The following is a 13,522-nucleotide window of genomic DNA, read 5'->3' as shown; positions in this document are numbered from 1 at the left end:
CAGCCCCATTTTGAGAGCTGGCTCTAATTGATACCTAAGATTTATATCAGCGATAACCTACTTTTTTTTATCTAAAAATACTCTCAAACATTTCAACAACAAAGAATTTTACCTTTACTGGCTTTTCGTCCTCAGAAGTGTAAACTGGTGCAGCTGTTTCCTTTTCTACTTCCTTCTCTACTTCTTTCTCTGACTCCTGCACAACTTCCGCTTGCTTCTTCTCGTCTACCTCAACTTCAACTTCAACTTCCTCTTCAACAGTAACTTCTTCTTCAACAGTAACTTCTTCTACTTTCTTTTTCTTACTTAAATTCGTAACTTCTTCTTCTACATTCTTTTTCTTACTAGAATTCGTAACTTCCTCTTCCACTACCTCTTGTTCCGTCGCCTCAACATCCGCAACTGCCTCTTCATTCTCTGCCGCATATGCGGTATCTTCAAAACCTTCACTTTGAACAGCTACTCCATTTGAAAAATCAAGGAAACATAATGGCGGATAAAGTACGCACCACCAATTAGCACCCGTTCCTTCACCTAAGGTAATCAAGATTGCCTGATATTCACCTGCTGGATATAAAAACTCTCCATACAATTTCGTTGGAAACTGAACCTTACCAAATTCCACATTCACACTTTGAGTCGAACCTTGCTCCGCTACAACCTTTTCAGCTATAGTTTGAACTTCTGGCAGCTTTGAAGTAATCACCGACTTTGCTTTTTCCAAAGACGTCAAATCCTGAACCCATAACGTGATGTGTTTATTAACCTCATCACGCACCATCCGTTTAATCTCCTGATCTTGCGGGCTGTCACTATTGGCAAGAATCCGAAGTCGAATCGCCTCAGCTGGAATCACTATCGAATCCTTCGCCACCGCTTCCGTTTTTGGTATATATAAATTTAATATCGTTCCCAACGATAAAATGATTAAATAAGACCACACTAATACTTTACTGTTCATAATTTCTCGCACCATCCCTTCACTATCATCATTGTGGACAAATGCAAAGAATCTTAAACTAGTAAAATTAAAAAAACTAGTAGTAGAATTTTTTCTTCAAAAAAAAGCAAACTAACATTGCGGAGGTGAAAAACATGTCTAAACAGAAGAACAAGAAATTAAAAAATAATCCTGCCATGCCGAAAACAGACGTAGAATTTGCACACGATGGACTCGAAAAGGTAGCATTAAAAGCCCAAGAACGTAAAGGAAAGTTATAAATAAAAAAAGCAGAGTGATTTATGAGATCACTCTGCTACAATTTTATTTCAGCAAACACCATCCGGTCCTTGCCATTAATATCATTAAGTATTTCCACCTTTACATTCACAAACGCCTTTTTAAAAAGGTCGGCAACCGCCTCCCCCTGACCGGCCCCAATCTCAAAGCCAACCAGCACGACCGGCGCTATCACTTCCGGCAGCTCCGCCATAAAGCGGCGATAAAAATCCAGTCCATCCTCGCCTGCAAACAGAGCCCGATGCGGCTCATGCTCCGTTACCACTACAGACATCGTTTCAATATCACTTAGAGGTATATAAGGCGGATTCGAGATGACTACATCAAACTTCTGCCCACGAAACGGCTGCAGCAAATCCCCTTGGACAAATTCAACCTCAGCGCCCAGCTGACTCGCATTTTCCCTAGCAACCTTTAACGATTCTTCAGCAATATCAGAAGCATATATCTGTAATGAAGGCTGCTCAAGCTTTAGACTAATCGCAATTGCCCCGCTGCCGGTACCAATATCGACCACTTTTAGCTCCCGCTTATTGATTCGCTTCAGGGTTTCGTAGACAAGTTCCTCTGTTTCCGGCCTCGGAATCAGCACCTCTTCATTGACGATAAAGGTTCGGCCATAAAACTCCTCAGAACCGATAATATATTGAACCGGCGTTCCCTTAACATGTTGGGTGACAGCTTCTTCAAACACGTCCCACTGCGCCACCGGAAGGTCATCACGAACATTAGCAAAGAGTTGTGCACGTGACATTCCCGTGATATGGCGAAGCAGCAATTCACCAGCATTTTCATCCCGATTTGCTTTTTTTAAAAAAGAAGAAGCCCATTGCAGAGCTTCATACACTTTTTTACTCATCTGAACCACTTTCAAGCTTGCTTGTCTGATCCTCTAGCGTTAATGCATCGATGATTTCGTCAAGCTTACCTTCAATGATTTGATCCAACTTCTGAAGGGTCAAGCCGATACGGTGGTCGGTGACACGGTTTTGCGGGAAGTTGTAAGTACGAATACGTTCAGAACGGTCGCCCGTACCAACCGCAGATTTACGCACCTGGTCATATTCAGCCTGTGCTTCCTGCTGGAACTTGTCATAAACACGCGCACGTAATACCTTCATCGCCTTGTCCTTGTTCTTGTGCTGCGATTTTTCATCCTGAATCGATACGACGATTCCAGTTGGAATATGCGTTAAACGAACAGCTGACATTGTCGTGTTAACGGACTGTCCGCCGGCGCCGCTGGAAGCAAACGCATCAAAACGGATATCTTTATCATGAATTTCAACTTCTAGTTCTTCCGCTTCTGGCAAGCAAACAACAGTCGCAGTCGAAGTATGGATACGTCCGCCAGATTCAGTTTCCGGCACACGCTGCACACGATGAGCACCATTCTCAAATTTCAATTTGGAATAGGCACCTTGACCATTAATCATAAAGCTGATTTCTTTGTAGCCGCCAAGACCTGTTGCGTTGGCATCAAGTAGTTCCGTTTTCCAGCCCTGTGCTTCTGCATATCGGCTGTACATACGGTAAAGCGTACCCGCAAAAAGAGCCGCTTCCTCACCACCGGCAGCACCGCGGATTTCAAAGATAACGTTCTTGTCATCATTCGGATCCTTCGGAATCATCAGGAACTTCATTTTTGCTTCTAGTTCCTCAATTTGCTTTTCGAGCTCATTTACTTCTTCTTTGACCATTTCGCGCATATCGTTGTCGAGCTTTTCCTCAAGCATTGCCTTAGCATCCTGAAGCTGTTCGCGGACGTCTTTATATTCACGATACGTTTGCACGGTCTCTTGTATATCAGATTGTTCTTTTGAATATTCACGTAGTTTTTTTGAATCATTAATAATGGTCGGATCGCTCAAAAGTTCATTTAGCCTTTCGTAACGATCTTCAACGGATTGAAGACGATCAAACACAGTTATTCACCTCTAGTTTTTGTCCATAACATTCTAATTATAGTATAGGTGAAAATCCACGTCAAAACCAAATTCATGGATAAAAAATTTTATCGGTATTTTAGATGCAGCAATTTGGCAGGTAAATCCTGAAAATCAGCACAAATCTCATAGCATCGAAAAAAACATGCCCTGAAGCCAGAGCATGTTAACGTTGTCTTATTTCAAAAGAATAGCGGGGTAAAGCCTGCTGCAGTTTTGTGCGGAGGCGGGAGATAGCCTTATCATCAACTTTTCCATTTGTATCAACCGTAACCGTCATCCCATCCTGAGCATTGTTGATCCAAATAGATTCTGATCTAAAACCATCGGTTCTGTTTACAATATCTCTGGCAATATCGATATCCCTGCCGGTATTGTTTCGATTTGATGCATCATTCAATCTCGTTCCACGTAAATTAAGGAAATTTGGGTTTTGGTCCGACATCGGCCCCACATCTTGATTTACATTATTGGACATATAATTTGGATTCATTGTGTCTTTCTTTAAATCGTAGGCGGTATTTTCTGTGTCATTCCCTTTCATACATGCCGTTAGCATGAGAATGGATAATAACGTTAAAAATAAAAACTTTTTCATCGCTTGCACCTCCTACAACTATCTTTCCCAGGCTGCTGGAGAATCGCTCTAGTTAGATTCTTCCAAAGAAAAAGCCGTACGAGATTCGAGCCTCGTACGACTTTTTTATTTCACCGCTGGTTCTTGCACACGGTAGGATGCTGTTTTAGGTACCTCATGATGGTGACGGCAACGTGGTTCGTAGGCTTCCGAGGCACCAACTAAGATGACGGGATCATGATAAGATGCCGGTCTGCCATCGATTAAGCGTTGTGTCCGGCTTGATGGCGATCCACATACGCTGCAGACTGCTTGGAGCTTTGTAACAGTTTCCGCAACAGCCATCAATGCTGGCATTTGTCCGAAAGGCTCACCGCGGAAATCCATATCTAGTCCTGCGACTACCACGCGATGACCGCTGTCAGCAAGCTGTTGCACAACCCTTACAATCCCTTCATCAAAAAACTGTACTTCATCAATGGCAATGATATCGATATCCGCCTCTACATGATGTAAAATCTCAATCGAATGGGAAATGGGCTTCGCATGAAAAGAGTTGCCATTATGAGAAACGACAGATTGTTCGCTATAGCGATTGTCTATTTTCGGTTTGAAAACAGCTATTTTTTGTTTAGCAAATTGAGCACGTCGCACGCGACGAATCAATTCCTCTGATTTTCCTGAAAACATACTGCCGCAGATAACCTCAACCCATCCGAGTTGCTTCATTAGATACATATATCGGCGTCTCCTTCCTATGTACGAAACCTATTAAGTCTATATTTTTAAAATTCAACAAGTTTTATTCAATTAAAAAACAGGCAAGTAAGTTTCTGCTTGCCTGTTTTGTGTGATTATTGTTGTGCGTGAAGATCTTTAAGGCCGTATTTCTTATTGAAACGGTCTACACGTCCACCAGCTTCAGCGAATTTTTGACGACCAGTATAGAACGGATGACATTCTGAACAAGTTTCAACGCGAATTTCTTTTTTAACTGAACCAGTTTCAAAAGTGTTTCCGCATGCACAAGTCACCTGTACCATTTTATAATTTGGATGAATTCCTGCTTTCATTCTTTTCATCTCCTTCCGCCCTGAATCATTCGAAACAGAGTTATATAAATGCCTGTCTTAAAGACGAGCACCAAATACTAAAAACACACTGTTCACATTATAACAAGGTGAACCTATTTTGGCAAGTTGGGTTTTTATGGTTATAATTTTCTGCAGATTTCCGCTCCAGGTGCTTCGCTTTCCGCGGGCGTGCCGGGGAGCCTCCTCGGCGCTTAAGCGCCTGCGGGGTCTCCCCCTGCCCCGTACTCCCGCAGGAGTCTCGCACCTTCCGCTCCAATCATAAAATTATGACCGTCTTCCCTTTAGTTCTTCCCCAATTTGTGCGAAGAACTCTTCGTTGGATTTTGTTTGTTTTAATTTTTTCAGGAAGCGCTCGGCGAAGTCTGGTGAGTCGGACATCGATTTTCGGATGGCCCATAGCTTGTCCAGATGGTCTTTTGGAAGAAGGAGTTCTTCTTTCCGTGTACCAGAGCGGCGAATGTCAAGCGCAGGGAAGATACGGCGTTCTGCAAGTTGACGATCCAGATGCAATTCCATATTTCCTGTCCCTTTAAATTCTTCATAAATAACGTCATCCATCCGTGAACCTGTATCGACTAATGCCGTCGCAAGGATGGTTAAGCTTCCGCCTTCTTCAATGTTTCGGGCTGCCCCAAAGAAACGCTTCGGACGGTGGAAGGCTGCTGGATCAATACCACCAGAAAGTGTACGCCCGCTTGGCGGAATGACCAAGTTATAGGCACGAGCCAAACGAGTGATACTGTCCATCAAAATGACCACATCGCGTTTATGCTCAACTAGGCGCATTGCCCGGTCAAGCACCAACTCTGCCACTTTAATATGGTTTTCTGGCACCTCATCAAACGTGGAGCTGACAACATCGCCGGCAACAGAACGCTCGATATCGGTAACTTCCTCCGGACGCTCATCGATTAAAAGCACAATTAATTCCACTTCTGGATGATTAGTGGTAATGCTGTTGGCGATTTCCTTTAACAGCATCGTTTTCCCTGCCTTTGGAGGCGCTACTATTAAGCCCCTTTGTCCAAAACCAACTGGAGCAACTACATCCATAATTCTTGTTGAAATATATTTTGGAGTTGTTTCGAGTTTCATATGTCTATTTGGATAGAGAGGAGTTAGTGCTGGGAAGTGAACACGTTCCTTTGCTGATTCTGGGTCTTCGCCGTTAACTGCTTCTACATGTAACAGTCCGTAATAACGTTCATTTTCCTTTGGAGGTCGAACCTTACCAGATACTTTATCCCCATTTCGAAGATCGAAACGACGGATTTGCGACGCTGAAATATAAATATCTTCTGAACTTGGCGAGTAGTTAATCGGTCGTAAAAAGCCAAATCCTTCCGACTGGATAATTTCAAGAACACCTTCCATAAAAAAGTATCCCTGTTGTTCTGCACGTGATTTTAGAATGGCAAAAATAAGTTCCTTTTTCGATAACTTGCTATAATAGGTCACTTTAAATTCGCGCGCAAGCTCATAAAGCTCTTTTAGCTTCATGTTTTCTAAACTTGATATTGTTAATTCCATAGTACACCACACTTTAAAATTTTTACTCTATTTTCGTTTTTGCGAGAACCAATCGTATAATAGAGGGTTTTTTTAATTACTTAAAAAAAGAGAGGAAATATTAGAAATGAATAGAATAGCAGAATCTTTTTGTTTTTAAAAACACTATCTATTGTACCCTTGTTGTAAAAAAATAATCAACTGGAATTTTCAATTAGAAGGAGATAATAGATTTTTATGGAGATAAGAGACTAGAATTAAAATCTAGTCTCTTAGTAAGTGTTTACTATAAAAATTTATCTAATCACTAAATTCGGTTTCTTTTTCAAACTGTGACGACCTTCGACAAATCGGACAGTGCCTGATTTAGCACGCATAACGATTGAATGAGTAGAGCCGTACGCACCCTTAAATTGAACACCGCGCAGTAATTCCCCGTCTGTTACACCCGTTGCAGCGAAAATAGCGTCGTCTCCTTTAACAAGGTCTTCCATGCGAAGAACCTTATTGACATCTAGTCCCATTTTCACACAACGCTCTAACTCGGCATCGCTCTGCGGCAGTAATTTCCCGATGATTTCACCGCCAAGACATTTTAAGGCTACGGCGGAGATTACGCCTTCCGGTGCACCACCAGAGCCAAATAAAATATCAACGCCTGTGTTATCAAAAGCGGTATTGATAGCACCTGCTACATCGCCATCATTAATCAATTTAATTCGTGCGCCAGCCTCACGGAGTTGAGCAATAATATGTTCGTGGCGCGGGCGGTTTAAAACCGTTGCCACAACGTCTTCAATATCCTTGTTTTTTGCCTTCGCTACTGCTTTCAGGTTATCAAGGACTGAAGCATTGATATCGATTAACCCTACAGCTTCAGGACCGACAGCAATTTTCTCCATATACATATCTGGTGCGTGAAGCAGGTTGCCATTGTCAGCGATCGCTAGAACAGCCAAGGCATTCCAACCGCCTGCGGCTAAAATGTTTGTACCTTCAAGTGGATCAACGGCTACATCGACACGCGGTCCGTATCCAGTACCAAGCTTTTCACCAATATACAGCATTGGGGCCTCGTCCATTTCGCCTTCGCCAATCACAACGGTTCCCTTCATCGGAATCGTGTCAAACACATCACGCATCGCAGAAGTTGCTGCTCCATCCGCCTCATCCTTTTTCCCGCGTCCCATCCAACGTGCTGAAGCAAGTGCAGCCGCTTCAGTAACGCGAACAAGCTCCATAGATAAACTTCTCTCCATGTTCTCAATCCCCCAATTTTTCTGTTTATACTTTTTTAATAATATTAGTATAACAGATTCGAGGAATTAGTATAGCTTATTTACGTATTCTTTAGTTGTTCTACTTCTTCTTTTGATAGAGCTTCACGCCATACGGTAGCACCAAGGCCATTTAATTTTTCAACTAGATGGCTATAACCACGGTCAATATGCTCAAGACCTGTTACTTCGGTAATTCCTTCAGCTAGAAGTCCGGCTATTACCAGCGCTGCTCCTGCTCTAAGATCACTTGCCTTTACTTTCGCCCCCTGAAGCTTCACCGGTCCGCTAATAATCGCTGAGCGGCCTTCTACTTTAATGTTCGCATTCATTCTTCTTAATTCATCAATATGTTTGAAACGGGCACCATAAATAGTATCGGTTACGACACTAGAACCCGAAGCTCTTGTTAAAAGTGTGGTAAACGGCTGTTGCAGGTCGGTTGGAAAACCAGGATAAACGAGTGTTTTAATATCAACAGACTTCAGCTTATCTGAACTGCTGACAAACACCTGGTCGTCGCCAGTTTCAATTTTCACGCCCATTTCACGCAACTTGGCAATTAAGGACTCTAAGTGCTGTGGAATCACATTATCGATTAAAACGCCTTCACCAACCGCAGCTCCTAAAATCATATAGGTTCCTGCTTCAATTCGGTCAGGAATAATCGTATGACGACATCCATGAAGACTATCGACTCCATCAATCCGTATGACATCGGTTCCTGCGCCCTTGATTTTCGCTCCCATATTTGTTAGTAGAGTAGCGACATCAATGATTTCTGGTTCTTTCGCAGCATTCTCAATAATTGTCCGGCCCTTCGCTCTTACCGCCGCTAACATGATATTAATCGTTGCCCCAACGCTGACAACATCCAAATAAATACGTGCACCTCGGAGTTCGTCCGCACGCAAATAAATAGCCCCCTGCTCATTTGTCACCTGAGCACCAAGTGCTTCAAATCCCTTAATATGCTGATCAATTGGCCGCGGCCCAAGATGACAGCCACCCGGTAAACCGATGACAGCCTTTTTAAAACGGCCGAGCATCGCCCCCATGAGATAGTAAGAGGCACGAAGCTTCTTTACTTTTCCGTTTGGCAATGGCATCGAAATCATCGACGATGGGTCAACCGTCATATCAAAATCATCCGAAAGTTCTACCTTCCCGCCAATTTCCTCGAGCAAGTCCTTCAATATTTCTACATCGGAAATATCCGGCAGCCCTTCTATTGTCACTGGTGATTCTGCTAAAATGGTTGCTGGTATCAACGCTACTGCACTGTTTTTTGCACCACTTATTCTTACGGTTCCCTTAAGCGGATATCCGCCCGCAATTTTAAGTTTTTCCATGTTCGACTCCCTTCTACGCCATTGGGATGGACTGTTAATCCTTTATTAATCAACTAAATGATAATTATTCGTCTTTAGGTAATTATTACCAACAGCAAATTACATAATCCGACAGCTTGTCTATCATCTAGTGTACACCAATATATTATTTTCATGTATGAATATGAAAAAAAGTTTTAAAAATTGGTAAATTTTTGCGTTAATGTCATTTTAATCTCTAAAATGTCAACTTCGACAAATTTCGCCAATTTTCAAATTATTTATTACAGTTTGAAACCGCCCACTGAATAAGGGGCGGTTTCAATTTATTATCCATATTACCAAACATTGGATAGTATTTTCAAGAGGACAAGTCCTCTAATTATAAAAGTACGTTATTAAGCTCTGCCTGAAGAACCAAATTCGCGCATTTTGCCAATTACAGTTGCTTTGATCGCATCGCGAGCTGGTCCTAAGTATTTACGTGGATCATACTCTTCTGGCTTCGCAGCTAATGTTTCACGAACCGCTTTTGCAGAAGCAATTTGGTTTTCAGTGTTCACATTAATTTTAGCTGTTCCAAGAGAAATTGATTTTTGGATATCATGCGTTGGGATACCAGTTCCACCATGTAATACTAGCGGTAAACCAGTAGCTTTTCCGATTGCTTCCATTTCAGGGTAACCAAGCTTTGGCTCACCTTTGTATGGTCCATGTACTGAACCTAATGCAGGAGCAAGACAGTCAATACCAGTACGCTTAACAAGCTCTTCACACTCTTTTGGATCTGCGTAAATAACGCCTTCAGCCACAACATCGTCTTCTTGTCCGCCAACTGTACCTAATTCAGCTTCAACAGAAACACCTTTTGAATGAGCGTATTCTACTACTTGCGAAGTAGTTGCTACGTTTTCTTCAAATGGATGATGAGAAGCATCGATCATAACAGAAGTGAAACCAGCATCAATTGCTTCTTTACATTTTTCAAAGCTTGAACCGTGATCCAAGTGAATCGCAACAGGAACGGTAATTTTGTAATCTTCTAATAAACCTTCAACCATTTTAACAACTGTTTTAAAGCCGCCCATGTAACGAGCTGCCCCTTCAGAAACACCAAGAATAACAGGTGATTTTTCAGCTTCAGCTGCTTGTAAAATAGCTTGGGTAAACTCTAGGTTATTTAAGTTAAATTGCCCAACAGCGTAGCCTTCTGCTTTCGCTTTGATGAGCATTTCTTTCATTGAAACTAAAGGCATTTTATTTCCTCCTTGGTATAGGTACTTATCTCCTCGAATTAGGACTTCCCTCTTAAGGATTTCCTACCGTTTTACTGAATATGTATACTCGAGAAAGATAAATGGACAAGTAAAAGTTCATATGTATCATACCAAACAAAAATCTAAAATGCTATTAAAGAAACCATAATATTATAAACGTTCACAATGAAAGCGGCAACACTTTTCGACATTTATCAAAAAATGATTAATTCGCTTTTTGAGGAATATGTTTTCTTACTGCCGCACGAATATCGTCTATATCGAATGGCTTTGCAAAATGAGTGATCGCACCAAGATTCTTGGCCTCTTGAATCATATCCAATTCACCATAAGCAGTCATAATGATAACGCGAATGTCAGGGTCAATAACCTTCATTCTTTTTAAAATTTCAATACCATCCATACCAGGTATTTTCATATCCAATAGGACGAGATCTGGGTCATGCTTCGTAACAATATCAAGTGCCTGTATTCCATTTGCTGCCTGAAAGGTTTGATACCCTTCCTTTGAGAACACCTCATTTAATAAAATGCGGATCCCAAATTGATCGTCAACAATTAAAATTTTCTCTTTCATAACTCCACCTCTTCCACCCTTTTTATTTATAAATGATTCCTTATTCTTCCACTAGATAATCTTCGACATTTCTCTTTAAATTCCTCTTTTTATTATGCGGTATATTATGGTAATTGTCTTTTGTTTTTTTAAAGATATAATATTTTTGTGAAGGAGTGGTTTAAATTGATGAAAATGTTTACGACCCAATTGACCGGTTTATTTAAGAGAATTGAAGACAAAGGAGAGTTTTCCTTTGAGGACGGTGCCCGCCTTCTCGCTCAAGGTCAGAGTATTTATCTAGTTGGATTTCGAGAAATGAAGGCTGTTGAATTTGAGGCGTTAGAAGGTGCAGAACCGTTAAAAGGTGCTTTAACTAATGTGGAGGCTGCAACCAGTGCCGACAGAGTGCTATTGTTCACACGGAACTCGGATGATCCAGAAGCAGTTGAATTGGCAGGTACGCTGAAGGAAAAAGATATTCCCTTTGTAGCAGTTTCAACATCGGTACCAGATGGTAAACTTGCTGAGTTAGCTGATGTCCATATCGATTTACAGCTAACTAAGGGTCTATTGCCGGATGATTTCGGAAATCGGTACGGATATCCGTCCTCGATGGCGGCTTTATATGTTTATTATGGGTTAAAATTCACGATAGATGAGATATTAGCGGAATATGAGTGATTTATTACGGCCTTGATGGAGGCCGTTTTTTGTTTTGTACATTTTTGGGGTGGTTTTGTACAATTTTTCCGGGATTTTGTACATTTATTATAAGGTTTTGTACACTTTCTTTATTGTTTTGTACACTTTTCAAAGGATTTTGTACAATTAGACAATATATGGAAACAAAAACCATATAAAAAGGCCAGTCCTCACCAAAGAGAACTGGACTAAAAATCTTATTTTTGCAAAGTTGCTTTAATAAAGTCACGGAAAAGCGGCTGTGGACGGTTTGGTCTTGAAACGAATTCCGGATGGAATTGTGACGCCACAAACCATGGATGATCACTAAGCTCAATAATCTCTACGAGACGGCCATCTGGGCTAGTCCCAGAGAATATAAACCCTGCCTCTTCCATTTCTTGACGGTAATGATTGTTAAACTCGTAACGATGACGATGACGCTCATATACCACTTCATCCTCATAAGCAGCAAACGCTTTTGTTCCTTCAACTACCCGGCATGGATAAAGTCCAAGTCTTAATGTTCCGCCTAAATCCTCGACATCTTTTTGCTCTGGCAATAAATCAATGATTGGATGCTTCGTTTCAGGTACAAACTCCGCAGAGTGTGCATCCTGATATCCAAGAACGTGTCTTGCGTATTCAATCGTTGCCAACTGCATACCTAGGCAAATGCCAAGGAAAGGCTTCTTCGTTTCACGCGCATAACGAGTTGCTTGGATCTTCCCTTCAATTCCACGGTCACCAAAGCCGCCAGGAACAAGGACTCCATCTACATCTTCCAATAGTTCTGATACGTTTTCTGCATTAACCTCTTCTGCATTGATCCACTTAATTTCCACATCAGCGTCAAACGCATATCCTGCATGTTTCATCGCTTCAACAACAGAAATATAGGCATCCTGAAGTTCAACATATTTACCGACAAGACCAATACGCGTTTTGCCGGAAAGATTCATAACCTTTTCAACCAATGCTTTCCATTCAGTCATTTCCGGTTCTGGTGTGGTTAATTTCAAGTGATCGCAAACAATTTGGTCCATGTGCTGCTCTTGAAGTGCAAGTGGGATCGAATAAAGTGTATCAGCATCCTGACACTCAATAACCGCTTTCGCATCAATATCACAGAACAAAGCGATTTTATCCTTCATATCTTGGGAAACCGGCATTTCGGTACGAACGACAATGATATTTGGCTGAATACCAAGACTGCGAAGCTCTTTTACACTGTGCTGCGTTGGTTTGGTCTTCATTTCGCCCGCTGCCTTAATGTAAGGAATCAAGGTACAGTGAATATACATCACATTGCTGCTGCCAATATCACTCTTAATTTGACGAATGGCTTCCAAGAAAGGCAGTGACTCGATATCACCCACGGTTCCACCGATTTCGGTGATTACAACATCTGCATTTGTTTCATTGCCAGCACGGAAAACACGCTCTTTAATTTCATTGGTAATGTGCGGGATAACCTGAACCGTTCCACCTAAATAATCACCACGGCGTTCCTTGCGTAAGACAGTAGAATAGATTTTCCCAGTCGTTACGTTGCTGTACTTATTTAAGTTAATATCGATAAAGCGTTCATAATGTCCTAAATCCAAATCCGTTTCCGCGCCATCACCGGTCACGAACACTTCACCATGCTGATACGGGCTCATGGTTCCAGGGTCCACGTTAATATATGGGTCAAACTTTTGAATCGTAACGTTCAATCCGCGATTTTTCAACAAACGGCCTAAAGAGGCTGCCGTAATTCCTTTTCCTAACGATGAAACCACACCGCCAGTTACAAAAATATACTTCGTCATAAAATAATCCTCCTCTAATTCAGTTTGTGCAATCTTCTTGATGTTTAAGGCTTCTTTTATAAAAAATTTTTATCTTAAAGAAGTTTCGGCTCTGCCGAAAGAGCTATGTATCATTGACTGACAAAATAAAAAAGCACTCCGCTTACGCAATGTAAGGGAGCGCTTTATAAGCTAATTATGATCCGTTCCTTTTAAAAGGAGCCCAAAAAAGATTCTA

At 41.6% G+C, this 13,522-nt stretch carries 14 protein-coding genes; 2 read left to right on the top strand and 12 right to left on the bottom strand.

What is annotated here, in order from left to right; translation table 11 throughout:
* Positions 1-67: 67 nt before the first annotated feature.
* A complete protein-coding gene (gene spoIIR / locus QUG14_RS19105; protein ID WP_289342028.1) occupies positions 68-961 on the bottom strand; it encodes a stage II sporulation protein R in 894 nt (297 codons plus the stop codon).
* Positions 962-1,095: 134 nt separating this feature from the next.
* Between spoIIR and QUG14_RS19100 the strand changes: the two genes are divergently transcribed.
* Positions 1,096-1,221, top strand: a complete 126-nt coding sequence (locus tag QUG14_RS19100) for a hypothetical protein (RefSeq protein WP_260631436.1) — start codon at positions 1,096-1,098, stop codon at positions 1,219-1,221.
* Between the two features lie 35 nt (positions 1,222-1,256).
* On the opposite strand, the gene prmC is transcribed toward QUG14_RS19100, so the two are convergent.
* From prmC to QUG14_RS19050, 10 genes are all read right to left on the bottom strand, one after another.
* Positions 1,257-2,099 (bottom strand): peptide chain release factor N(5)-glutamine methyltransferase, encoded by an 843-nt coding sequence (gene prmC / locus QUG14_RS19095; RefSeq protein WP_289342027.1) that lies wholly within the window; start codon positions 2,097-2,099, stop codon positions 1,257-1,259.
* Positions 2,092-3,165, bottom strand: coding sequence for a peptide chain release factor 1 (prfA, locus tag QUG14_RS19090; RefSeq protein WP_289342026.1), 1,074 nt, complete (start codon positions 3,163-3,165; stop codon positions 2,092-2,094). The genes prmC and prfA overlap by 8 nt, the downstream gene beginning before the upstream one ends.
* Positions 3,166-3,352: 187 nt before the next feature.
* Positions 3,353-3,784 carry a hypothetical protein gene (locus QUG14_RS19085; RefSeq protein WP_289342025.1) on the bottom strand — a complete coding sequence of 144 codons (432 nt, stop codon included), beginning with the start codon at positions 3,782-3,784 and terminating at the stop codon, positions 3,353-3,355.
* A 105-nt stretch (positions 3,785-3,889) separates the two neighbouring features.
* Positions 3,890-4,501 (bottom strand): thymidine kinase, encoded by a 612-nt coding sequence (locus QUG14_RS19080; protein WP_289342024.1) that lies wholly within the window; start codon positions 4,499-4,501, stop codon positions 3,890-3,892.
* A gap of 116 nt (positions 4,502-4,617) precedes the next feature.
* Positions 4,618-4,836: a 50S ribosomal protein L31 gene (gene rpmE, locus QUG14_RS19075; protein ID WP_289342023.1), complete on the bottom strand. Its 219-nt coding sequence runs from the start codon at positions 4,834-4,836 to the stop codon at positions 4,618-4,620.
* Between the two features lie 285 nt (positions 4,837-5,121).
* A complete protein-coding gene (rho, locus tag QUG14_RS19070) occupies positions 5,122-6,387 on the bottom strand; it encodes a transcription termination factor Rho (RefSeq protein WP_179598714.1) in 1,266 nt (421 codons plus the stop codon).
* A 275-nt stretch (positions 6,388-6,662) separates the two neighbouring features.
* Complete coding sequence (glpX, locus tag QUG14_RS19065) at positions 6,663-7,625, bottom strand: class II fructose-bisphosphatase (protein ID WP_289342022.1); 963 nt, start codon at positions 7,623-7,625, stop codon at positions 6,663-6,665.
* Positions 7,626-7,705: 80 nt separating this feature from the next.
* Positions 7,706-8,995: a UDP-N-acetylglucosamine 1-carboxyvinyltransferase gene (locus QUG14_RS19060; RefSeq protein ID WP_289342021.1), complete on the bottom strand. Its 1,290-nt coding sequence runs from the start codon at positions 8,993-8,995 to the stop codon at positions 7,706-7,708.
* A gap of 377 nt (positions 8,996-9,372) precedes the next feature.
* Positions 9,373-10,230 (bottom strand): class II fructose-bisphosphate aldolase, encoded by an 858-nt coding sequence (locus QUG14_RS19055; protein WP_289342020.1) that lies wholly within the window; start codon positions 10,228-10,230, stop codon positions 9,373-9,375.
* A 226-nt stretch (positions 10,231-10,456) separates the two neighbouring features.
* Positions 10,457-10,828: a response regulator gene (locus QUG14_RS19050; RefSeq protein WP_095247517.1), complete on the bottom strand. Its 372-nt coding sequence runs from the start codon at positions 10,826-10,828 to the stop codon at positions 10,457-10,459.
* A gap of 165 nt (positions 10,829-10,993) precedes the next feature.
* Between QUG14_RS19050 and QUG14_RS19045 the strand changes: the two genes are divergently transcribed.
* Positions 10,994-11,491 (top strand): DUF2529 domain-containing protein, encoded by a 498-nt coding sequence (locus tag QUG14_RS19045; protein ID WP_289342019.1) that lies wholly within the window; start codon positions 10,994-10,996, stop codon positions 11,489-11,491.
* A gap of 218 nt (positions 11,492-11,709) precedes the next feature.
* Here the strand turns inward: QUG14_RS19045 and QUG14_RS19040 are convergent, their stop codons facing one another.
* The gene (locus QUG14_RS19040) at positions 11,710-13,305 is read right to left on the bottom strand and encodes a CTP synthase (protein WP_289342018.1); all 1,596 of its coding nucleotides are present in this window, start codon (positions 13,303-13,305) and stop codon (positions 11,710-11,712) included.
* Between the last annotated feature and the right edge of the window lie 217 nt (positions 13,306-13,522).

Source organism: Neobacillus sp. CF12, from assembly GCF_030348765.1.
GTDB lineage: Bacteria > Bacillota > Bacilli > Bacillales > Cytobacillaceae > Neobacillus.
Note: the sequence above shows the minus strand (reverse complement) of the source record. Positions and strands in the feature narration are given on the sequence as shown.